General features: G+C 69.0%; 20 protein-coding genes and 2 pseudogenes. 6 read left to right on the top strand and 16 right to left on the bottom strand.

Going from position 1 to position 20,939, the window contains the following annotated elements:
- Positions 1 to 19: 19 nt before the first annotated feature.
- Both AQJ64_RS37250 and AQJ64_RS37245 read right to left on the bottom strand, forming a co-directional pair.
- Complete coding sequence (locus AQJ64_RS37250) at positions 20 to 880, bottom strand: oxidoreductase (RefSeq protein ID WP_055634645.1); 861 nt, start codon at positions 878 to 880, stop codon at positions 20 to 22.
- Positions 877 to 1,098, bottom strand: coding sequence for an Atu4866 domain-containing protein (locus AQJ64_RS37245; RefSeq protein ID WP_055634674.1), 222 nt, complete (start codon positions 1,096 to 1,098; stop codon positions 877 to 879). Before AQJ64_RS37245 ends, AQJ64_RS37250 begins: the two co-directional genes overlap by 4 nt.
- Positions 1,099 to 1,306: 208 nt before the next feature.
- Here AQJ64_RS37245 and AQJ64_RS37240 point away from each other — a divergent pair, with 208 nt between their 5' ends.
- A complete protein-coding gene (locus AQJ64_RS37240; RefSeq protein ID WP_055634646.1) occupies positions 1,307 to 2,149 on the top strand; it encodes a helix-turn-helix transcriptional regulator in 843 nt (280 codons plus the stop codon).
- Between the two features lie 69 nt (positions 2,150 to 2,218).
- Here AQJ64_RS37240 and AQJ64_RS37235 read toward each other — a convergent pair.
- Positions 2,219 to 3,256: pseudogene (locus tag AQJ64_RS37235) on the bottom strand (MFS transporter); the annotation flags it as partial.
- A gap of 34 nt (positions 3,257 to 3,290) precedes the next feature.
- Positions 3,291 to 3,851, bottom strand: coding sequence for a site-specific integrase (locus AQJ64_RS37230; protein ID WP_397805430.1), 561 nt, complete (start codon positions 3,849 to 3,851; stop codon positions 3,291 to 3,293).
- Between the two features lie 84 nt (positions 3,852 to 3,935).
- Here AQJ64_RS37230 and AQJ64_RS49330 point away from each other — a divergent pair, with 84 nt between their 5' ends.
- A complete protein-coding gene (locus AQJ64_RS49330; protein ID WP_055634647.1) occupies positions 3,936 to 4,160 on the top strand; it encodes a transposase in 225 nt (74 codons plus the stop codon).
- Positions 4,161 to 4,385: 225 nt separating this feature from the next.
- On the opposite strand, the gene AQJ64_RS37220 is transcribed toward AQJ64_RS49330, so the two are convergent.
- Positions 4,386 to 5,243: a helix-turn-helix transcriptional regulator gene (locus AQJ64_RS37220; RefSeq protein WP_055634648.1), complete on the bottom strand. Its 858-nt coding sequence runs from the start codon at positions 5,241 to 5,243 to the stop codon at positions 4,386 to 4,388.
- Between the two features lie 133 nt (positions 5,244 to 5,376).
- Here AQJ64_RS37220 and AQJ64_RS37215 point away from each other — a divergent pair, with 133 nt between their 5' ends.
- On the top strand, positions 5,377 to 6,072 hold the full coding sequence (locus tag AQJ64_RS37215) for an SDR family NAD(P)-dependent oxidoreductase (protein ID WP_055634649.1): 696 nt from the start codon (positions 5,377 to 5,379) through the stop codon (positions 6,070 to 6,072).
- A 1-nt stretch (position 6,073) separates the two neighbouring features.
- Here the strand turns inward: AQJ64_RS37215 and AQJ64_RS49860 are convergent.
- The 5 genes and pseudogenes from AQJ64_RS49860 to AQJ64_RS37195 form a co-directional block, all read right to left on the bottom strand.
- Positions 6,074 to 6,201 (bottom strand): annotated as a pseudogene (locus AQJ64_RS49860) (IS5/IS1182 family transposase); the annotation flags it as partial.
- A 14-nt stretch (positions 6,202 to 6,215) separates the two neighbouring features.
- A complete protein-coding gene (locus AQJ64_RS37210; RefSeq protein WP_206189724.1) occupies positions 6,216 to 6,482 on the bottom strand; it encodes a hypothetical protein in 267 nt (88 codons plus the stop codon).
- Positions 6,434 to 6,871, bottom strand: a complete 438-nt coding sequence (locus AQJ64_RS51885; RefSeq protein WP_055634650.1) for a transposase — start codon at positions 6,869 to 6,871, stop codon at positions 6,434 to 6,436. The genes AQJ64_RS37210 and AQJ64_RS51885 overlap by 49 nt, the downstream gene beginning before the upstream one ends.
- Before the next feature lie 162 nt (positions 6,872 to 7,033).
- Positions 7,034 to 7,996 carry a serine/threonine dehydratase gene (locus AQJ64_RS37200; protein WP_055634651.1) on the bottom strand — a complete coding sequence of 321 codons (963 nt, stop codon included), beginning with the start codon at positions 7,994 to 7,996 and terminating at the stop codon, positions 7,034 to 7,036.
- 77 nt (positions 7,997 to 8,073) lie between these two features.
- A complete protein-coding gene (locus tag AQJ64_RS37195; protein WP_059203356.1) occupies positions 8,074 to 9,099 on the bottom strand; it encodes a carbon-nitrogen hydrolase family protein in 1,026 nt (341 codons plus the stop codon).
- 81 nt (positions 9,100 to 9,180) lie between these two features.
- Here AQJ64_RS37195 and AQJ64_RS37190 point away from each other — a divergent pair, with 81 nt between their 5' ends.
- On the top strand, positions 9,181 to 10,125 hold the full coding sequence (locus AQJ64_RS37190; protein WP_055634653.1) for a LysR family transcriptional regulator: 945 nt from the start codon (positions 9,181 to 9,183) through the stop codon (positions 10,123 to 10,125).
- Positions 10,126 to 10,605: 480 nt separating this feature from the next.
- Here AQJ64_RS37190 and AQJ64_RS37185 read toward each other — a convergent pair whose 3' ends face one another.
- On the bottom strand, positions 10,606 to 11,646 hold the full coding sequence (locus AQJ64_RS37185) for an SDR family oxidoreductase (protein WP_055634654.1): 1,041 nt from the start codon (positions 11,644 to 11,646) through the stop codon (positions 10,606 to 10,608).
- Between the two features lie 164 nt (positions 11,647 to 11,810).
- Between AQJ64_RS37185 and AQJ64_RS37180 the strand changes: the two genes are divergently transcribed.
- On the top strand, positions 11,811 to 12,635 hold the full coding sequence (locus tag AQJ64_RS37180; RefSeq protein WP_055634655.1) for a helix-turn-helix transcriptional regulator: 825 nt from the start codon (positions 11,811 to 11,813) through the stop codon (positions 12,633 to 12,635).
- Positions 12,636 to 12,702: 67 nt separating this feature from the next.
- Here AQJ64_RS37180 and AQJ64_RS37175 read toward each other — a convergent pair whose 3' ends face one another.
- From AQJ64_RS37175 to AQJ64_RS37160, 4 genes are all read right to left on the bottom strand, one after another.
- Positions 12,703 to 15,699, bottom strand: coding sequence for a Tn3 family transposase (locus tag AQJ64_RS37175; protein WP_240512674.1), 2,997 nt, complete (start codon positions 15,697 to 15,699; stop codon positions 12,703 to 12,705).
- Positions 15,700 to 15,812: 113 nt separating this feature from the next.
- Positions 15,813 to 16,040, bottom strand: a complete 228-nt coding sequence (locus AQJ64_RS37170) for a hypothetical protein (protein WP_055634657.1) — start codon at positions 16,038 to 16,040, stop codon at positions 15,813 to 15,815.
- Positions 16,041 to 16,120: 80 nt separating this feature from the next.
- Entirely contained in the window at positions 16,121 to 16,843 is a 723-nt protein-coding gene (locus tag AQJ64_RS51355; RefSeq protein ID WP_063788746.1) for an Atu4866 domain-containing protein, read from the bottom strand.
- Between the two features lie 106 nt (positions 16,844 to 16,949).
- Positions 16,950 to 18,344, bottom strand: a complete 1,395-nt coding sequence (locus AQJ64_RS37160) for an amidohydrolase family protein (RefSeq protein ID WP_055634659.1) — start codon at positions 18,342 to 18,344, stop codon at positions 16,950 to 16,952.
- A 1,024-nt stretch (positions 18,345 to 19,368) separates the two neighbouring features.
- Between AQJ64_RS37160 and AQJ64_RS37155 the strand changes: the two genes are divergently transcribed.
- On the top strand, positions 19,369 to 19,692 hold the full coding sequence (locus AQJ64_RS37155; protein ID WP_244902709.1) for a hypothetical protein: 324 nt from the start codon (positions 19,369 to 19,371) through the stop codon (positions 19,690 to 19,692).
- Positions 19,693 to 20,313: 621 nt separating this feature from the next.
- Here AQJ64_RS37155 and AQJ64_RS37150 read toward each other — a convergent pair.
- On the bottom strand, positions 20,314 to 20,853 hold the full coding sequence (locus tag AQJ64_RS37150) for an NAD(P)H-dependent oxidoreductase (RefSeq protein ID WP_055634660.1): 540 nt from the start codon (positions 20,851 to 20,853) through the stop codon (positions 20,314 to 20,316).
- Positions 20,854 to 20,939 lie beyond the last annotated feature (86 nt).

Below are 20,939 nucleotides of genomic sequence, written 5' to 3'. Positions count from 1 at the left end.
AGAGGCGCCCCCTCTGCCCCTACCCGCTGGTGGTGCCTTCTTGCGGGAAGTCGGTCGAGCGGGCGAGGTCCTCCCACGCATTCAGGTCACGGTCGACGGCGTCGCGTCCGGCGCGGACCAGGCGCAGTGCGTCGGAACCGAGGACGAGGTGGGCGGGCGGGTCGGGGGCGTCGAGGATGTGCAGGACGGCGGCGGCTGCCCTGGCCGGATCGCCAGGCTGTCGGCCGCTGGCTTGCTGGCGGGCGGCGCGGAGGGGTGCGAAGAGGTCGTCATAGTCGGGGACGGTCCGCGGCGTGCGGATCATCGAGCGTCCCGCCCAGTCGGTGCGGAAGGAACCGGGCTCGACGGCGGTGACGTGGATGCCGAAGGGGGCGACTTCCTTGCCGATGGCTTCGAGGATGCCTTCGAGGGCGTATTTGCTGCCGCAGTAGGCGGAGACGCCGGGGAAGCTCACCAGGCCGCCCATGGAGGTGACGGCCAGGACGTGCCCTCGGCGGCGTGCGCTCATGTGGGGCAGGACGGCGTGGACGGTGGCGGCGGCGCCGAAGACGTTGACGTCGAACTGGGCGCGCAGTGCGGACAGCGGGGTCTCCTCGAAGGTTCCCTCCAGGCCGTATCCGGCGTTGGCGATCAGCACGTCGATCGGGCCCACGGACCGCTCCACCTCATCCACCGTCGCGCGGACCGCCGCGTCGTCGATGACGTCGAGGACGCGGGCATGCGCGCGCTCGGGGTGCAGGGCGGTGAAGGCGGTCGCGTCCGCCTCCTTGCGGACGGTGCCTACGACGGTATGGCCGGCGTCGAGGGCGGCGGTGGCGAAGGCGCGGCCGAGGCCGCTGCTGACACCCGTGATCAGGATCGTCCTGGTCCTGCCGGTCATGCCTGGTCCTCCTTGTGGAGGACGAGGTGCTCGTGGAAGAGGACACCGTCGCGGATGTCGCCGGTGGCGGTGAAGCCGGTGTCGTCGACGTAGTCGAGGTGGCTGCCCGTCACGGTGTAGCGGCCGGTGTAGGCGCTGCGGCGGGAGCCGCGGGCCTCGTCGTAGCGGCCGTCGGCGCGCAACTCCTGGCGGATGTGCCCGTCCGCGGTTACCCACATCCCGACCACGTCGACGGCGTCCACGGCACTGCTCTGCTGCCCGGCGGGCTTCTGCGGCGGGTTCGACTGGTGTCTCACGATGTGTTCCTTGTCGTTCGCGGGATGGTGACACCACCTTCGGCGGGTCGTGGAACGGGTGCCAGGACGAGTCGTGCCGGGGTACGGCGCACCCAGGCACGCCGGGCAGGGGGCGGCTTAGCCTGGGAGGGTGACCAGCAACGATCTCGGAGATTTCCTGCGCGCCCACCGCGCCCGCCTGCGCCCCGACGACGTCGGGCTCGCCTCGTACGGCGCCCGGCGGGTGGCGGGGCTGCGAAGGGAGGAGGTCGCCGTCCTGGCGGGCATGAACAGCGACTACTACGCCCGCCTTGAGCAGGGCCGCGAGCGCGGCCCGTCCGCACAGATCCTCGAAGCGATCAGCAGCGCGCTGCTGATGGACGACGCGGCCAGGGAGCACCTGTTCCGCCTGGCGGGCACCGCGCCGGAAGGTGAGCGCCCCCAGCCGAGAGAAGCGGTGAGTACCGCGCTGCGGCAGCTGCTGGACGGGCACGCGAACGCCGCGGCGTTCGTCCTGAACCCGGCCAACGACTTCCTGGCCTCGAACGCGCTGGCCGACGCCCTGTTCTCACCGTTCGAGACCGTGGACAACATGGCCCGCATGACGTTCCTCGACCCCGCCGCCCGGAGTTTCTTCACCCGGTGGGATCGGGCGGCGAAGGCGGTCGTCGCCGGGCTGCGCCACGCCACGGGTCTCGACCCGCACTACGCGCGCCTGCAGGAGTTGGTCGCGTCGCTGGCCGAGGAGAGCGAGGAGTTCGCCGCCCTGTGGTCCTCGCACACCGTCCACGAGAAGTCACGCGACGGCAAGGAACTGCTCCACCCCGATGTCGGACACCTCGATCTCACCTACCAGACCTTCGACGTACGCGGCGCTCCGGGCCAGCAGCTGGTGGTCTACCACGCCGTCCCGGGGAGCACGAGCGCGCAGGCGCTGGCCCTGCTCGGGAGTCTCCACGCGACCCGGAGCCGGGAGAACGCCTCGGAGCGGTAGACCGGAGGCACGCACAGGGGAGTCCCCCGCACCCCAGGGTGCGGGGGACTCCCCTGTGCGTGTCGGCTGTTACTCGGTGGGCTGGTGGCGCGTGGCCGGCCAGGCCAGGGCGGCGCCCAAGAGGAGTCCGGCGGCGGCGACGCGCAGGATCGTGCTGAAGCCCTGTCCGGTGAGGACGCCGGCCAGTTGGGGTCCCAGGCTGGCGCCGATGAACATGCTGCACGCGTAGAGAGCGACGGCCGCGCCGCGTGCGTGCGGGGCGGTGGCGTTGACGGTCTCGACGACGGCGGGCGCCGCGGCCGCGACGACGGCCACGAACAGCAGCAACGCCACCGCCAGCAGGATCGTGTGCCCGCCCAGCACCGAGGCGGCCGCCACGGCGACGGCGGCAGTGCCCAGGGCGAGTACCAGCCGCTTCGGTGCGGTGAGCCGTGACAGGAGGGGTGCGAGCAGCGGGACGGCGACGAGCGCCGGCAGCGCGCTGGCCCGCAGCGCGAGGATCGCGGTGGGGTTCCCGGAGATGCCGGGCGGTCCCGCGACGGCCACAGCCGTGTAGAGGGCGACGAAGGCGGCCATCAGGGTCACGGTGGCCGCGTACAGGGCGACCAGCCTACCCCGTCGCAGCAGTCGGGGCATCGCGGCGAAGGCGTGCAGCAGGCCGCCTCCGGTGTCCGGGCGCGGTGTGGGGCGCAGGGTGCGGCGCACAAGCAGCAGGCTCAGCGCCATGAGGGCGGCGCTGAGGAGGAATACCGCGCGCCATCCGGATCCGGCAGCGACGGCTTGGGCTGCGATCTGCATTAGGACGGCGGCACCGAGCATGCCGCTGGTGACGCAGGTCAGGACGATCGGGCGCCGTTGTGGCGCGATGTGGTGGGCGATGTAGGAGAACGCGGCCGGTGCGAAGGCGGCAGCCGTCAGTCCCTGGACGACGCGCAGGACGACGGCCCATGTCAGGTCGAGGGCCGTGCCGGCCGCGGCTGTGGCGGCCGCGGCCGCCACCAGTCCGGCGGACATCACCGCGCGTGGTCCGTGGCGGTCGGTGAGCGGGCCGGCGATCAGGAAGCCGGCGGCGTAGGCGAAGCCGAACGCGGTCGCGGTCCAGGTGACCTGCCCGGGTGTGGGGGTGCCGGTAAGAACGCTGTCACCAGCCGCAAACGATAAGTGTCACGTGCGGCGACGCGCGGCCGGGTCGCGTTCCGCGACGTGACGGGCGACCGCGTCGACTCCGGGTCGGGCGTATCGCTCCTGAACGGACCGAGGCGTGGCGGGAGCGGGCCAGCAGCATCGGGGTGGAGGTGCCGTCCTCGGCGTCGTGCGTCAGGGCGCTGTGGCGTAGTCGGTGCAGAGTCCAGCCGTCCAGGTCCTCGATGTCCTCAGGTGAAGCCAGCGGGTTGGCCAACAACCGGATGTTCTCCTCGAAGATCTCCTCTGCCCGGCGGTAGGAGAGCCGGGCCCGGCCGGTCTCGGGGCACACATCCAACGTCGACGTCCAGGCAGGGGCCTTGCGGTCGGTGAGGAACAGCGGGCCGCGGGTACGATGGGCGATGAGTCGGGACAGCAGCCGGGCGGTGCCGGACTGCCAGTGAATCCACCCCGTCGCCCCGCCCTTGGCAGTGATCTTCCCGCGTTTGTCCTGCGGGTACAGGTCTTCCACGTTCAGGCACAGCACCTCGTCGGCCCGTGCGGCGGACTCGTAGAGCATCTTCCACTGTGTCTTCTCCCGCAGCGCGACGTCCAGGCGCCACAGGGCGGCGATCTGGTTCTCGGCCAGTGTTGGGCTGGGGCGGTGGGTGAGCGCAAGGCGTACAAGACCGACCTGACCGATGCCGAATGGGTCGTGATCGAGCCGCTGATCGCGGCGTGGAAGGCGCGGCGTCCGTCGATCTCCAGGCACCAGGGGCGCTACGCGATGCGGGAGATCGTCAACGCGCTGCGGTACCAGAACCGGACCGGCTACCAGTGGGAGTTGCTGCCGCTCACTGCGCCGCTCCCGGCCTTCCGCGGCCGGTGAGCTTCCAGCCGGCGAACCGCGAGGCAACGGCGGGGGTCGGCGGCAGGGTTTTGTCCAAGCCTGATCCGATGGGCATGGACCACCCATCGCTGGGACGAACGCCCGAACCCACGACCATGAAGGCACGCCCATCTGGCGACCTCTCGTCGGGGTTGACAGTGAGCCGTCGTCGGTGGCCGGTACACCGGGCTGCGGGCCAAGGGGGTGGGATGCCCCTGCCGACTGCTATCCCGGGGTGCCGTCTTCGGTCATGGTCTGGGTTCCGATGACGTTGAGGAGCCGGAGCCGGTCGGCGGCGTCGCTGCCGGGAGCGGCGGTATAGGCGACGACGCGCAGATCGCTGCCAGGAGCTATGAGCACGTCACAGTCGAAGGTGAGTGTGCCGACGTCAGGGTGATGGACGGTCTTGGTGTCCGACTCATGGACGCCCACGATGCCCGTGTCCCACAGACGTACGAAGTTGGTACTGACGCCCCGCAGGTCCTTGATCAGGGAGCGCAGGCCGGCATCGGCGGGGTAGCGGGCGGTGGCCGCCCTGAGATCGGCGACCACGGCCGCCTCGAACCGGGCCTCCTGCTCGGGGGTGTGACTGACCCGGCTGGGCAGGCCGGCGAAGTGCCGCCAGACGATGTTGCGCTCGCGTCCGCGCAGAGCGGATGCGTCTCCGAACAGGGCCGCCCACAACGGGTTCCACAGAATCAGGCTCCAGGCGGCGTCATGCACGCTCAGGGGTGAGCCGTCCAGCTGGTCGAGCAGCCTTCGGACCCCTGGTGGGATGTGCGCCGACAGCTGCCCGGGGCCCGGCGCCGGCTGGCCCGCGAGGAGATACAGGTATTCGCGCTCGGCTGCCGACAGCCGCAGGGCGCGGGCCAGCGCGGACATGACCTGCGTCGACGGGGAGGTGGCCCGGCCCTGTTCAAGGCGGGTGATGTAGTCCACCGACACGCCGGCGAGCTGGGCCAGTTCCTCGCGGCGCAGTCCGGCGGCTCGCCGTACTCCGCCCGCGGGCAGGCCGACGGTTGCGGGGGCGATCCGGTCCCGCCAGCCATGCAGGGCTCTGCCCAGTTCCCTGGATTCGCTCATCGTCCCAGTATCGCGTTGCCGTGCCCGGACAGCCTGGTACTGCCAGTCCACTGGCTGAGGCGGGCACTGCCTGTCCGTGCGTGGTGCGGGGAGGGTGGAGGCGTCACCACCCCACCGAGCACGGAGTGAACACATGACCACCACATTGATCACTGGAGCGAACAAGGGCCTGGGTTTCGAGGCCGCCCGGCGCCTGACCGAGGCCGGGCACACCGTCTACGTCGGGGCACGCGATGCACACCGCGGTCGGGAGGCGGCCGAGAGGCTCGGCGCCCGCTTCGTTCAGATCGACGTCACCGACGAGGATTCCGTCAAGACTGCCGCCGAATTCGTCCGCGCGGACGCCGGCAGTCTCGACGTCCTGGTCAACAACGCCGGGATCGTGGGCGCGCGCAAGCCGGTCGGCGAGGTCACCGGGGCCGACATGGCGACCACGTACGACACGAACGTCTTCGGCGTCGTGCGCGTCACGCACGCCTTCCTGCCGCTGCTGGAAGTGAGCAGTGCCCCGGTCGTCGTCAACGTCGGCAGCGGTCTGGGCTCGCTGGCGGCGACCTCCGACCCCAGCCGGGTGGAGTTCCACGTGACGGCGCTGGACTACAACTCCTCCAAGACCGCGCTGGTCATGGTCACCGCGCAGTACGCCAAGGCTTTCCCCGCCATCCGGTTCAACGCCGTCGACCCCGGCTACACCGCCACCGACCTCAACGGTCACTCGGGCACTCAGACCCTCGAGGAGGGCACGGAGATCATCGTCCGTATGGCCTCGATCGGCGCCGACGGCCCGACCGGCGGCTTCTTCGACAGGACTGGCCCGGTCGTCTGGTAGCCATCCGGTCGCTGATGCGTTGGCGATGGCAGCCCGGCAGGCGGGGTGGGTGGCAAGTCGGCGCTCAGGCAACAGCGCGGAGGATTGATCCCAGAGCGGCTCGGTCAGCCACGATGGCGGGACAGGCACAGATCTCCCGGTGGTCAGGCTGAGGCGGATTCCCGAGTTACCGCATGGTCGAGCGAGGTGGGGCACGACTCCTTACCCGGGTGTGTGGCGAGATTGATCAGCATGTCGAGGCGGCGGCCCGCGTCCTGCAATTCGGCGACCTTCGCTTTGATACGGGAGCGCTCGTCGAGCAAGCGTTGCAGCAGCTCGGGGTCGACGTGGCGGGCGTCGATGGCGGGCCGGAGGACCGCGATCAGGCGGCTGCCGAGACCAGCTGTGTAGAGCTGCTGGATGATCCCCACACGGTCCACGGCCGACTCTGGGTAGAGATGGTGGGCGGGTCGGTGGCGCTGCTGACCCGCAGCCTCAGGCCGGACAGGTGGTAGAGGACCTTCCGTCCGTTGATCCGCACCAGTTGGTTGTCCGGATACAGACCCTTCATCTTCTGTTCGGTCCCCAGGGCCTGCCGTACCAGTAGCCTGCGCAGGCGGCGCGGTTCCAGCCAGCCGTGGTTGACCGCGTCGTACATGGCTCCGTGCTCACGCCGGTGCTCGGCCGTGAGCGTCAAGTCGATCAGCGACGTTACCGGGCCGTCCGAGCACAGCACCGCGTCGGTGAGCTCGAAGAGCGCATCCGCCCGGGTGTAGAGGCAGTCGTGGAACTGGACACGAAAGTGGGACAGAACACCCAACGCGGCGTCAGCAGACTGTTCAGCGGCGGGACTCTTCACCAGCGGCCGTTCCTCCACGCGACGTTGCTCGACACCTCGAAGCGTGAAGAACGGCCGCCCTGCTGTCCCGGGAACGAACCAAGATCAGCGGGTCAGGTGAACGGCCGAGGTTGAACACCAATCTCAGCAGCCGATACTCGACGAGGGTGCTGTGTTGGCTCCTGAGACGACGACGGTGGCCCCGTCCGGGAAGTGTTCGGGGTGGGCGAGCAGCGCGGCGAGAGCGGTGGCTCCGCCGGGTTCGGCCACGATGCGTAGCCGCTGCCAGAGGAGTGCGCGGGCGGCGGCGATGTCCTCGTCTGCGACGGTGAGGGTCTTCATGCCGAGCGAGAGGCCGACAGCGGTGGCGATGCGGCCCGCCCGGCGGGCACCCAGGCTGTCCAAGGCGATCCCGCCGACTTCCACGTCCACCGGTTCCCCTGCCTCCAGCGCTGCTGTGAGCGAGGGCGCTGAGGACGGTTCGGCTGCGGTTACGCGGTTGCGTCCGTCCAGCGCCAGGGCGACCCCTGCGTACAGGCCTCCTCCACCGCACCCGACCAGCACGGGCTGCCCCTCCGGTACCTGCTTGGCGAGCTCCAGGCCGAGCGTGCCCTGCCCTGCCACCGTCTGCGGGTCGTCGTAGGCGTCGATGTGGAAGGCGCCCTCGTGGCGGGCATGGTCCTGGCTGGCTGCCAGTGCGTCGGCGTAGAAGCCTTCGACGCGGCGCAGGCGTGCGCCGAGGGATTCGATGACGTCGGTCTTGGTCCTGGGTGAGAAGTCGGGCACGAACACGGTGGCGGGCAGGCCCGCTTCGCGCGCCGCCCAGGCCACGGCGGCCCCGTGGTTGCCTCCCGACGCGCAGCAGACGCCGGCGGTCGGCGCGCCGCGTTCCGCGGCGCGCAGGAGGGCGAGGGCGTTGGACGCGCCGCGGACTTTGAAGGAGCCGGTGTGCTGGAGGAATTCCAGCTTCAGATTGACGGGGATGGGCACGTCCAGTTCCCCGGCCGCCACCTGTATCACGGGTGTGCGGCGCACTACGTTGCGGATCCGTCTGGCTGCAGACGCGATGTCGTTCAAGGAGGGGATGGTGACGGGCTGTGCGTTCATGGGCGGTGTCCAAGGGAGCCGGGATACCTCTGAGTGAGGATGGGCATATCGGTCGTGCCGTCAGGCGTGGCACGCGACTAGGTGAACGTGGTGGGCAGGTCGGCCGAGGGGGATGGGCTCAGACTGTCGTTGGTCTGTACGGCGCGGCGGGCCGTGGTGTCCACGTGGAGGCGGAAGACGTCGGGCCGCGCGTAATGGCCGACGGGGTCGAAGTCGTAGCGAGCGCGCGGGATCAGTCCCATGTCGAGGTCCGCGGTCAGCAGGACCTCCTGATCCAGGACGGGCCCGGCCAGCACTTCGCCCAGCGGGCCGATGATGCTGCTGCCGCCCCGGGAGATGAGTTGCTCCGGGTCGTCACCGTACGGCGTGGGGTGATCCGCCGGGAAGTCCCTCGTGCGCAGGCATTGGTTCGCCGCCAGCACGAAACACCTGCCCTCCATGGCGACATGGCGCATGGTCGCGTGGTGGCTTTCCCTGCTGTCCGCTGTCGGCGCACAGTACAGTTCAATGCCTTGCGCATACATGGCCATCCGCGTCGCGGGCATCATGTTTTCCCAGCAGATCACGGCCCCGAGCCGTCCGAGCTTCGTACGGTGCACATCAAGGGTTGAGCCGTCGCCGAACCCCCAGATCATCCGCTCGGCGCCGGTAGGCATGAGCTTGCGCCGCTTCCCGAGCAAGGCTCCTGTGTCGGAGAAGAACAGGACCGAGCAGTAGAGCGTGCCGTATTCCCGTTCGACGACGCCGATGACCAGGTGTGTGCGGGCACCGGCCGCCAGTTCGCCCAGGCGGTCCGTGACCGGGCCGGGCACCTCCACGGCGCCGTTCCAATACCGGGCGAACTCGTCTCGTCCGACAGTGGTCCGGTCGCCCACCACACCCCCGAACGCCGATCCCTTGGGGTACCCGCCGATGAATGCCTCAGGGAACACCACGAGATCCAGGTTCCGCTCGGCTGCCTCGGACAGCCACCGTTCCACCACACGCAACGTGGCCACCGGATCGAACGGAACCGGGGCGGCCTGCACCACGCCTGCCCGAACGACACTCGCCTGGCCGGGACCTGTGTCCGGGCTGTTGTAAGTGCTGTCGTCACTGGTCATACCTGTGAGAATGCATTGCCTCCACCCTGAAGCCAAGTGCGAGGTTCTTCAATAATCCTGAAGCATCACTACACTGAGAGGATGAATGAACGGCAGTTGCAGATCTTGCGGGAGCTCGGCGAGCTGGGAAGCGTCACCGCGACCGCCGAGGTGCTGTTGATGACTCCCTCGGCAATCTCCCAACAGCTACGGCTGCTGCAACGCTCGATCCCGGTCCCACTCACCGAACGTGACGGACGGCGGTTGGTGCTCACCGATGCCGGGCAAGCCCTGGCCAGTGCGGCGATCGAGGTGGAGACCGCGCTGGCCAGAGCACGGCACACCATTGAGGAGTTCGTCGACCAGCCGGACGCAGAAGTGTCGGTAACGGCTTTCCACAGTGCGGCCGCCTCGTTCTTCCCACTGCTGCTTGCCCAGGCCGGCCCTGGACGCCCGCAGCTCTCGCTCGCCGACGAGGACGTCGCGCAAGACCATTTCCCGCGACTGACCCGGGACTACGACCTCGTACTTGCCCACCGTCTCGACCAAGCGCCACCGTGGCCGACTACGGTCACCACCAGCACGCTGCTGCGTGAACCGCTCGACATCGCCCTGCCGACCGACCACCCCTTGGCCGCCAAGCGACGCCTCACGCCGGGAGACGTCGCGGATCAACCCTGGATCACCGTCAACGAAGGCTTCCCGCTGATGGCCACCATCGACGCCATCGCGACCGCCGCGAACCGGCGGCTCAACATCGTCCATCGCATCAACGAATTCGCGGTGGTCGCCGAAGCCGTTGCCGCCGGAGGCGGCCTGGCCCTGATGCCCCGCTGGACCACACGCCCGCACCCCGCAGTAATCCTCAGACCGCTCAGCGGCGTGCACACCCGACGCCGTATCGATGTGCTCCACCGCCCTGAACGTGCGGCACGGCGAGCCGTCCGGATGGTGCTCACTGAACTGCACCGTGCGGCCGCAACGATCCAGAGCCGAGACGTCGGCGCGGGTTCCGACGCGAAAGAAACACTCGCTGACGAAGCCTGAAGCGGCAAGTTGCCATCGGAGATCCGGTCTCGAACGGCTGCGCATGGCGAGGGCCGGGCACCGTTACCGAGACGGCCAGGTCCAGGTCCAGGTCCAGACGACTGTTCATATCCAGCTCGAACCGGCCGTATGGGTCCACGTGGGTCCACAACAGTGGGGACAGTGCCCGCCGGTCCGCATCGGTGAGCTTCTCTGCCCACCAGGTCGCCGTCCTTGCCCCGGATCTTCTTCAGCTCGGCGTCCAGCTCCTTGTCGACCTTCCGCTCCGCGCGGGTGTTGATCTTCAGAACGAGCTGGATGAACGGGTCCACCAGCGAGACAGGCGCAAGCCGCACCCCGTCCCAGCTGTCGCCTCGTGCAGCCCATGTGTCACATCCACTCCATCAGCCCCGACTGAGCGACGAATCCGTGCCGAGAAATACAGGAGGAAGCGCATTTTGAGGGAGGGAACGACCTCCGAGGGGTTCCGTCGCACGACCGTCAGCTCTTGATGAGCTTCTTGGCGAGCATGCTGCGGGCGGAGGAGATGATGGCTTCTTCCGTTGACCGGGGCTGCCAGTCCAATACACGACGCGCCCGGTCGTCCGACACCTTCTTGACGTAGTTGAGGTCTGCTGCGACCGGCCGGAACTCCGCGGAGAAGACAGCAGCCAGCCGGACCACCATGTCGGGGATGGTGCGGGTCGGCACCCGGTGGGCGGCGTCGCCGAGATGCGATCGCAGGATCGATCCGATCTGGTGCATGGACAGCGCCGGTCCGCTGGCGAGCAGGATCCGCTGACCGGCGGCAGTAGGGCTGGTCATGGCTGCGACGTGGGCCTGAGCCACGTCACGGACGTCGACGATGGGGACCCACATGTTCGGATAGCCCGGCATGTCGCCGTTGAGGCTGCGTTGCACGATGTGGCTGGCGCCCGAGATCTGCGTGCCCAGCACGGGGCCCATGACCGCGACCGGCAGCAGCGTCACGAGCTCCATGGCACCGCCCTGTGAGGCCGCGAAGTCCCAGGCATCGCGCTCCGCCAGAATCTTGCTCCTGCCGTAGGCGTCCACGCCTGGTCCGTCGAGCACCGACCAGTCGTCTTCGGTGAACGTGCGGTCGGTGTGCTTGTGTCCGAAGCCGACCGCGTGGAACGCCGAGGTCATCGCCACCCGCTTGACGCCTGCGTCGCGTGCTGCGCGCAGCACGCGCAGGGTGCCCTCGCGGGCCGGGCTGATGACGTCTTGCTCGTTCTTGACCTTCCCGGTGTGCAGGGGCGAGGCCACGTGGAGGACGAAATCGCATCCGCTCATGGCGTCGGCCCATCCGGCATCGCTTCTCAGGTCTGCGGCGACGAAGCTGAGACGTTCGCCGCGGGTCATCCCGGCGTCGGTGAGGGCCGCACGCACAGCAGGTTCACGCTTCAGAGAGCGGACGGTGGCGTGCACGAGGTATCCCTGCTCCAGCAGCTGGAGGATGCAGTGCCCGGCAATGAAGCCGGACCCGCCGGTGACGAGGACACGCTGTTCGGGGATCGGCATTGCGCCCGCCCTCACTTCCAAGGGTTCGTGGCCTGCCTGGCGGCAGCCGGAAGATCGTGATGCTTTGATCCTTGCGCCGGCCGGCGTGCCGAGCCAGATCCCTGGGCATCCAGGGGAGTGGCAGGACCCCCTCACGCGAGCCGGAGGCGGCATAGCGTGAAGGCATGAGTGAACAGCCGAACCTGCTGGGAGAATTTCTGCGAGCTCGGCGCGAGCTCGTCACCCCGGAGGAAGCAGGCATCCCCGTCGTGGGCGTGCGCCGGGTACCGGGCCTGCGGCGTGAGGAAGTGGCCATGCTGGCCGGCATCAGCGCCGACTACTACCTGCGCCTGGAACGCGGCCGGGACCGCCGCCCCTCCCTGCAGGTCCTTGAGTCCCTCACTGGTGTCCTGCGCCTCGATGACGACACCAGGTCCTATCTGTTCAGCCTGGCCGCCGACCGTCCTCGCCGTGCCCGGCGCCGGCGACGGGAAACGGTTCCGCCCAGCACAGCGCACTTTCTGTCACTGCTGCCCGTTCCCGCCTTCATCGAGGGACGCCACCTCGACGTCCTCGCCGCCAACCCGCTCGCCACCGCCCTCTCCCCACGTCTGGTGACGGGCGGCAACCGGCTGCGGGATGTCTTCCTCGACCCCGGCGAACAGAGCCTGTTCTCCGACTGGGAGGGGGCCGCGGCAGCGCTGCTGGCCGGCTTCCGCGAGGCAGTCGGCACAGACACAGACGACCCGCGCTGCATCGAACTCGTCGGGGAACTCTCCCTCGCCAGCCCGCTCTTCCAAAAGCTCTGGGCCCGGCACGACGTACGTCCCCGTGGCAACGCGACCGTGTGCTTCCAACATCCGCAGATCGGGGACATCACCCTCAGCCGGGAGAAACTCCACATCACCGGGACCGACGGCATGATGCTCGTCGCCTTCCACCCCGCCCCCGACACTCCTGACGAGGACAAGCTCGTCCTGCTCCGGTCGATGACCGAGCAACTGGCCTGAGCCCGTCACACCCCACCCACAGCGCCTCGCGAGCACGTGGACGGAAGGCTCGCTTACCGGCGCGGGTTCACGCGTTCTCCACGGTGGACCGGGCGGCCCGGGGACCGGGCACGGTCGCCGCGGCGAGGTTGAGGCGGGTGTCCATATCCAGGTTCACCTCACCGTACGGCCGGACGTGGGACCAGAAGAGCGGGGTCAGTCCGCGCAGGTCGGCGGCGGTGAGGAAGTCAGACCATTCCGGTTCGTCGAGGACGTCCTGGAGCATCAACGTGTTCACGTAGACCAGGGCGGATTGCAGGATGCGCAAGCACAGGACGAACATTTCCTGCTCGTCGCGCCGGTTCGAGGCGATCTCTCCGCCCTTGCCGTAGGCGATCACGGAGTTGGCACCATTTGACGACTCCATCACGTTCAGGCCCTCCTCAATCTCCCGCTGAAGATCGCGCAGTCGCAGGTAACGGGCGACGAAGATGGTCTTCTGCGCGCGGCCGACTTCCAGCATCGCCGCGTAGGTGGGGTGTGAGGCGTTGCGGGTGAAGCGGCGCAGGATCGCCTCGGTCGACGCGGTCCGCGTACGGATCGCGGTCGCGTACTTGATCATCTGGTCGTACTGCTGTGCGATGAGTTCCCAGCGGATCGGGCGGGTCAGCGCAGGGGCGAGCCGCGGGTAGGCGTCCGTCTCGCCGGCCGCCGGCCGGTACAGCTTCGCCCTGTTGATCCGCTTGATCCTGGGCAGCAGGTCGAAGTTCAGCAGCCTCGTGATGCCGAACCCGATTTCCGACTGGCCATGGCTGTCGGTGTAGTTGGCCTCGACGTCCATGGTGGTGCCGTGCCGCATCGCGCCCTCGACCATCGCGGCGACCTCAGAGGCGGTGCAGTTGATGAGCTGGGAGTGGATGGCCAGGGACTTCTTCTCCACGTGCCAGTAGATGAGCACCCCGCGCCCGCCGTAGCGCGAGTGCCACTCGGTGAACAGGTTCTGGTCGTAGGCGCGCACATGGGTGGAGTCGGAGGCGACCGCGGTCGAGCCTTGGCCCCACAACTCGGTGCTGCGGGCGGCGAAGGTGGCGTTCGCTATGTTCACGGCGATGGCGCGGGCGGCCTCCGCCGAGAGGTAGCGGCGGCGGACGTAGCGCAGTTCGTCCTCGGTGTGGCCGTGGCCGCCGGAGGCGACGGCCTTGATCCCGGTGTTCGTACCGTAGGCGTAGATCACCAGGAGCAAGCGTTCGGCCAGGATCTCCGCCGAGAGGGTGCCGCCGCCGGAGACGGAGGTGACGGCGTCCAGGCAGCCGGTGCGCAGCACCGCTTCCTTGAGCATGTCGATGAGCGGCACGACGCCCCACCGGCGCTGTACCTCGTTCTTGATCCTGCGCAGGTTGCGCGGCTCGGGCTGGGCCTCGGCCGGGGTGAGCCGGATCGCCCCGGACTTCCGCTCAGCGATGTCCAGCCAGCTCAGCTTGGGCATCCGGTCGTTCAGCAGCGTCAGCTCGGTGGTCATCTGCTCGCGCAGCTCGTCGACGAAGACGGCGGCATCCAGGGGCTTGCGCAGTTCGCGGTAATTCTCCTCGCGCCGCTCGGCGAAGTCCTGGGGCAGGTCCTCATCAGGGTTGCGCCACTTGTCGGCGCCGACGACCCAGATCTCCTTGCACTTGAGCTGGTCGCGCAGGGCCTGGAAGGCGACAACCTCGTAGACCATGCGCACGACCCGGCGCCGGCCGCGCTTGTCGGTGCGGTGGACGACCTCGGCCCAGTCCCCGCCCATCGCCTTGTGCACCGGCACCGTCTGACCCAGCGGGTAGTACGTGGTGTTGCCCGCCGCCGCGTACCGGGCCACCAACGCCAGGGCCTCGATCACGGGCCGGTGGGTATGGTTGGACGAGCGGAACTCCAGCACGTCCAGCAGCTTGATCAGCCCGCGCCGGTAGTGGTTGGTGTACGACGCCTTCAACGTGGTCTGCACCGTGCGCCGGTAGACCGGGCCACGGGTCTTGAACTCGTGCACCAGCTCCCGCAGCGTCTGCTCACCGCCCGACACGGCCGGGTAGACGACCTCGCGGACCGTGCCCTCCGGCTCGCCGATCGACGCCTCGGCGAGCTTGAAGAGGATGTTCTCCCTGCCCGACACCTTCTTGAACGCGTTGACCAGCTGCTCGGTGACCTTCTTCTCCGCACGCGCACCGATCCGGTGCACCGTGGAGATCAGCAGCTCCACCAGCGTGTCCGTGATCTCCCGCTCCCGCTCGTGCAGCAGCGCGGCCAGCAGCGTCACCCGCAACGGCAGCGGGTGCGTGCGCAGATGGGAGGGCGACTCCACTGCGGCCCGCGCCCGCCATCCGGCCACCACCTTCGGCGCGACCTCGGCGAACAGATCCGGCGGAAGCCCGATCGCGCGGACCGCCAGCAGCTTGTCGATCTCGGTGAGCATCGTCTCCAGGCTGACGTTGCCCGGCGCTTCCTTGATCTTCCCCAGGGCCGGCACACCGTCCTCGCCCTCACCAGCACCGGCGTCACCGGGTTCGGCGTCGTCCTCCTGGTCGGCGCCGGCGACCAGGGCCACGATCCGCTCGATGCTCTCCACCGTGATCCGTGCCGAGATCCGCGCCGTCAACATCTCCTCGGCGACCCGCAGCGCCGCCCCCACGATCCGATCACACCGCCCCGGGGTGGGAGGCTCAATGCACTCCGTACGACAACGGGCCAGCAGCTCCACCCGCACCTGCTCCGGCCGCCGCTCCCTGCACGCAACGTGCTCGGCGAGCCAGGCCGCCAGCTTGTCCGCGTCCGCGACACTGCACTCACGAAAGCCCAGGTGCCCACGGATCTGCGCACGGTGGTACTCGACCGTCCGACCGCTCCACTCATACGCGTCCAGGTCGGACGCGGGCACCTGTACCTGCCGGGCGACGAACTCCACCGCCTCGCCCGGCAGCTCGAACCGGCCACGGGGAAACCGGCCGTACTGCGTGTAGAACTTCAGTAACACGGCGAAGCCCAGTCGCGTCGCACCGCGCTTGCCGGACGCAAGCCCCTGCTCGTCCTTCAACAGCGTCCAGTGCTCGACCATGTCGTCCAAGTCCAAAGAGGTACGGGCCACAGTCGTCGATCGTCCTCTCGGGGCTTCACCCCGCGCAGCTGTACGACCCCGGACTCACCCACACGGGTGACACCTCCACAAGATCACCGCCGTTTGCGGCTGGTGACAGCGTTCTTACCGGCACCCCGTGTGGTGTGCAGGGAGCGAGCCATGGGGTTGAGCAGCGCCAGAACGGTGTACATCTGGCCGACGACCAGGATTCCGAGCGCGGTCAGCAGCGTGATGGTCGACGCGGTGGGGGCCCAGCCGGAGGATGTGTCCGGTCGCCGGGCTTTGGCCTGGTGCCGGGGGGAGAGGGCGGAGCGGGACATGAGGACTCCGGGCGCATGGAGCCGGCCGATCGCACCATGGTGGCGCGATCGGCCGGGAGAGGAACGTGGGGGCGGGTTGTTCAGCGGCGGGTGAAGCGGTATCCGGCGTGGTGCAGGATGCCGTCCTGGAATTCGCCGAAGGCCCAGAAGCCCAGGTCGTCGAGGTAGTCGATGCGGTCGCCGGTGATCCAGTAGCGGCCCTGGTAGGCGCTGGGCCGGTCCCCGCGGGCCTCGTCGTAGCGCCCGTCGGGCAGCAGTTCCTGGCGTACGAAGTCGTTGTCGTCGACCCACATCCCCAGGAAGGGGTGCTCCGGGTCGTGGGCGGGCTCGCCTTCGGGAGCTGGCCCGGCGGTGCCGGCGGTGTCCAAGGGCTGCCCGTTGTAGAGGCGGACATGTCCGGCGTTGAGCAGGATGTCGAGGTGGGTGCCGCGGGCCGGTATCGCGCCGGCGGGTGTCCCGGGGGTGTCGGCCAGGCGCAGGACGGCGATGTCCGCGCTCCGGCCGGGGGTGAGGGTCGCGCCAGCGTGCGGGGCGGTGAAGTCGGCGGCGGCGGGCAGGACGAGGGTGCCCGCACAGTCGATGACGATCATGTCGTCGTCACCGGCCGCGGTCAGCAGACCGGGGCCGATGCCCACGATCACCGTGCCGCCGATCAGGACGTCGGCGTTCTGCCAGTCGCCCAGCAGCGGATCACCGGTGATGACGGTGCCGCCGGTCAGCAGCAGCGGCCGGCTCTCCGGCATACGCAGATCACGCAGCACGCTGTCGTTACGACGAGGGCTTACCCAGGGGGCGAAGGACATGTCAGTACCTGCTTCGGTCACAAGGAGAGGTGGGAAGGCGGGCCCCGTCCTGCCGTCCGGAGGGTGCGGGGCCGGGCGGCAGGACGGGCGGGCCGTCGGGGCGGGGTCAGACGGCTGGGGTGTTCAGCACGTATGCGCGGGAGGCGTGGACCTCGGCGCGCAGGGCGGGCAGGGCGACGTCGAGGACCTGCCCGTTCCACTTGCGCGGTGTGCCGTTGATGAGGACGGCGCTGATGTTGCGGGCGTCGGAGCCGAGCACGACGGTGCCCACCGCGTCGTTGAGCGGCATGTTGTTGAGGTCCTCGGCCTGGATGACCAGCAGGTCGGCCTTCTTGCCCGGGGTGAGCGAGCCGGTGACGTCTGCCAGGCCGTTGGTGCGGGCGCCCTGGAGGGTGGCGAAGTCCAGGACGTCGTGGGTGGTGATCCGGGACGGTTGTTCATCGGTGCCGTGGACGGCGTTGACCGCGCGCATCCGCTGGATGGCGTGCAGGGCCCGCATCTGCGTGAATATGTCGCTGACCAGCGCCACCTCCACATCGATGCTCAACCCTGGCCGCACGCCGACGGCCAGGGCCTCGTCGATCGCGGGGATCGCGGTCTCCAGCCCGATCTGGGCGTCCGAGGTCGGGGCCAGAGCGATCGTCGTACCGCTGGCCCCGATCGCCTTCCACGCCGCCCGGGTGAGGCCAGTGGCGTGGATGAGGGTGAGGTCCGGGCCGAGGAGACCGTGCTTCGCCCAGTTCAGGACGGCCGTCGAGGAGGAGGCGCCGAAGACGGCGTCGACGCTCACCCCGATGCCCAGGTCCTTCGCCGTGCGGGCGAGTTCGGGTCCGTAGGCCAGGGCGGGTCCGGCGATTTCGTCGGTGGCCAGGGCGGCCAGACGCAAAGTCAGCAGCTGGTCGTCGCTGGCGAAGTAGGTGTCCTTGAGGCGGGCCAGGTCACCGGGCCACTGCTTGTCCCAGTCCCCGAAGTGCGGGCCCATCGAGGCGTGCACCCCGCGGATACCGGTGTCGATCAGCGCCTGGACGGCGGCGTCGGAGTGCTCGGGGGTACGGGAGTTGTGGGAGAAGTCGAGCATGGTCGTGATGCCGCTGTCGATCGCCGTCAGCGCGGCCAGCTTCGTGCCGACGTACATGTCGTGCGGCCGGTAGACGGTGGCGTAGCCGGCGAGGGTGGACATCACGTAGGCGCCGAGGTCGTCGACGTCCGGCATGATCCGGCGCAGCTGGGTCTCCCAGGCGTGACGGTGGGTGTCGACGAAGCCCGGGGTCAGGATCGTGCCCGCCGCGTCGACGACCACCGCACCGTCCCGGTCCAGGCCGGTGCCGATCGCGGTGATCGTGTCGCCCTCGACGAGCAGGTCGGCGCCGTGCAGGACACCGAGACCGGCGTCCATGGTGACGATGGTCGCCCCGGTGAACAGGATGCGCCGGTTCGGATCGGCAGACCGCTGCTGAAGCCGTTCGAGCACGGCCGGACTGGTGGTGTCGGAGGAAGTCAAAGGAGGTCCTGTTCATCGGGCCGGGGCGTAGGGCCCTGGCCGGCTGGGCGATGACCTCAGCCTCGGCCCATCCGGCAGGAGCAACCAGGCCGCCGTTTGCCCAGGAACAGCACACCCCGGCTCATATCACCTCGTGGCACCACGACGCGCAGGAACCGGTCGTTGCCGTCGTACGGCATCGTCGAGGGTGACCACTCCACACCTCATCGCTATGACGAAGCCTCAGTCACCGACACACCACACATGGACAACCGCTGACAACCCTGTCTCGCCTGACAGTGGTCAGGGTTGACAGCCATGGCTCGCAACTGGAGCTCGGGGAACCATCCAGTCCATCAATGCATCGACTCACAGATCTCGTGTGGTGTGAGCTGCAATGATGACTGTTCTCGGTGCACAGAAGGGACCTGACCTGGAGGCCCTCGACTTCGCCCAGCCGGCCTCCCCGCTCCGCCTCGGCGATCCGGGCGATCAGGTTGCGGATGTCGGTCAGCCGTGACCGTTGGGCTCGGAGGGGCAGCCGTTCCTCTTCGCGGTGTGGCTGGCGTCGTCTCCGTGGAACACGCAGGCTGCCCACGCTCGTGATCTGCGCACGTTCTTCGACTTCTTGTGGTTTGCGCGAGGAATCCAGTTGGAGGGATGTGACGGCGGATGACCGCGCGGCGTACGAGTGGTGGCGTCGGCGGGACGACCACGGGCCGCGTGTCGAAGACGGCACCCGGGACCGGGAGGTCTCCACGGTCAACCAGGTCTCTCTGTGGGCGATTGAGCAGGACCTCGTACGGGCGAACCCGATCCGACAACGTGCCGCGGCCGCATGGTCGCCCTGGGCCGGCGGCACCGGGCGGGGAGCCGTGCGACAGGTTCCGGCCGAGGCGTCGCACACGGGGCCGCGGTGTGAGGTGAAGTGGTTGCCGCCCGCGCGTACCGGGTGTGGCGGAACGTGGGGCAGTGCGGCTTCGATGCAGGGGAGCTGCCTCGGCTGTCGTTTCGTGGCCGGTGGGCGCCGCGGAACGCGGCGTACGTGGACCGCATGGTCCGCACGGGCCTGCGGTTGTGCGAGCAGTCGGCGCTGACGGTGTTCGAGCTGCCGGAGATGCCGTCTGCCGGGTCGGGCGTCGTCAACGCCCGTACGGTGCTCGAAGCCCTGCAGCTCGCGGCGGTATTTCTCGCTGCCGGCCAGCGCGACGACGAGCCGCCTCTCGCCATCGACACGGAGCGAGTCCGCGAGAACAACGGCCCTACTGGACTGTTGGACTGTTGGCCCATCCTCGTCGGCCTGGAACGCGGCGACGTGCGGTTCGGGACCCTGGAGGAGCGGCACCTGTGGAGGAACCTGAGCAACTGACGATGCTCTGGCTGTCCACGATCACAGTTTCGGGGCAGCCCTTCCAGGAAGTGGGACCGGCGGCGTCTGCTGGTGGCGACGCCTGATGGTGGGTGGGAGCCGGTGATGGTGTGGCTGTACCAGTGGCGCCCTGCCGATGAGCATGTCGGGCTGGAAGCAGGTCTTCGCCGACGCCAACACCCGCTGTGACGCACAGGGGGTCCAGTTGCGGGCGACGCCGCACATGATGCTGCGCCATTCGTATGCGGTGATCACCCTGGAGCTGCCGTGGCGGGGGCATGTGCAGGCACTGGGCGAGATGAATGAGCAGGAGCGGCTGACGTATCAGCGGGTGTTCGGGGATCCGCTGAACTGTTCTACCAGCCCGAGCGTGCCCTGTGCCGTACCCCCTCCGGCCCCGCCGAGACACCTGTCGTCTCCGACTGCCAGCCCCTGGCCTGCCGCAACGCCGCCCTCACCCCCGCCAACCGACAGGCCCTGGCCGACCACCTCGCCGACCTGGACCACACCTCGCCGACGGCGACCGCCTCGCCCCTATGTCCCGCTACGGTCTCTATGTCCCGCTACGGCCTCGAAGGACAACGCCGCGAGACAGCCGCGGCCGTTGCCCTTCGAGTGCGGTCAGGCGGCGAAGGAGGCAAGCAGTTCGTTGTACTGCTTGGCGGCGATGTTCAGGTCCTGGTCGGAGAGGCCGAAGGCGGTGCCGTACAGCTTGACCATCGGCTGGATGTCGAACTGGCACAGCCGCAGGGTCGCGTGCCAGCTGCTGAGGAGGGCCTCCAGGGTGGTCTTGTTCGCGCCTTCGGGGGTGTAGTGCTCGGCGGGGACGCCGGCGGTGACGGCGACGACGGCCTTCTTGCCGGCCAGCCGCGAGGCAGAGCCGTCCATGGTGAAGGCCCAGCCGAGGGTGAGGACCTTGTCCTGCCACTGCTTGAGCAGTGGGGTGGTGTTGTACCAGAACACCGGGTGCTGGAAGACGATCACGTCGTGGTCGGCCAGCAGCGCCTGCTCGGCGTCGACGTCGATCTGGAAGTCGGGGTAGGTGGCGTAGAGGTCGTGCACGGTGACATGAGCCAGCTCGCGTACGGCGTCCACCAGGGCCTTGTTGGCCTTCGACTGGGACAGGTCGGGGTGACCTACGACCAGGAGAACCTTGGACATGCTGAGAAAACCTCTTCAGTGATCAGTGAAATGGGTGAAGGGAAGCGGGTTGGTCGGGGTGCGACGGGTCAGTACGCCGCGGGGGG

This window comes from Streptomyces griseoruber (genome assembly GCF_001514205.1).
Classification (GTDB): Bacteria; Actinomycetota; Actinomycetes; order Streptomycetales; family Streptomycetaceae; genus Streptomyces; species Streptomyces griseoruber.
The sequence above is the reverse complement of the archived record's forward strand: the minus strand, read 5'-3'. Positions and strand labels throughout refer to the sequence as shown.

Bases quoted from the DNA above. Each gene is read 5' to 3' on its own strand.
- AQJ64_RS37190 (WP_055634653.1), top strand. From the start codon at position 9,181: ATGAATGAACGGCAGTTGCAGATCTTGCGGGAGCTCGGCGAGCTGGGA.
- AQJ64_RS37245 (WP_055634674.1), bottom strand. From the start codon at position 1,098: ATGTGGGTAACCGCGGACGGGCACATCCGCCAGGAGTTGCGCGCCGAC.
- AQJ64_RS37250 (WP_055634645.1), bottom strand. From the start codon at position 880: ATGACCGGCAGGACCAGGACGATCCTGATCACGGGTGTCAGCAGCGGC.
- AQJ64_RS37150 (WP_055634660.1), bottom strand. From the start codon at position 20,853: ATGTCCAAGGTTCTCCTGGTCGTAGGTCACCCCGACCTGTCCCAGTCG.
- AQJ64_RS37195 (WP_059203356.1), bottom strand. From the start codon at position 9,099: ATGACCAGTGACGACAGCACTTACAACAGCCCGGACACAGGTCCCGGC.
- AQJ64_RS37185 (WP_055634654.1), bottom strand. From the start codon at position 11,646: ATGCCGATCCCCGAACAGCGTGTCCTCGTCACCGGCGGGTCCGGCTTC.
- AQJ64_RS37180 (WP_055634655.1), top strand. From the start codon at position 11,811: ATGAGTGAACAGCCGAACCTGCTGGGAGAATTTCTGCGAGCTCGGCGC.
- AQJ64_RS37175 (WP_240512674.1), bottom strand. From the start codon at position 15,699: ATGGTCGAGCACTGGACGCTGTTGAAGGACGAGCAGGGGCTTGCGTCC.
- AQJ64_RS37215 (WP_055634649.1), top strand. From the start codon at position 5,377: ATGACCACCACATTGATCACTGGAGCGAACAAGGGCCTGGGTTTCGAG.
- AQJ64_RS51355 (WP_063788746.1), bottom strand. From the start codon at position 16,843: ATGTCCTTCGCCCCCTGGGTAAGCCCTCGTCGTAACGACAGCGTGCTG.
- AQJ64_RS37230 (WP_397805430.1), bottom strand. From the start codon at position 3,851: ATGCTCTACGAGTCCGCCGCACGGGCCGACGAGGTGCTGTGCCTGAAC.
- AQJ64_RS37220 (WP_055634648.1), bottom strand. From the start codon at position 5,243: ATGAGCGAATCCAGGGAACTGGGCAGAGCCCTGCATGGCTGGCGGGAC.
- AQJ64_RS37170 (WP_055634657.1), bottom strand. From the start codon at position 16,040: ATGTCCCGCTCCGCCCTCTCCCCCCGGCACCAGGCCAAAGCCCGGCGA.
- AQJ64_RS37200 (WP_055634651.1), bottom strand. From the start codon at position 7,996: ATGAACGCACAGCCCGTCACCATCCCCTCCTTGAACGACATCGCGTCT.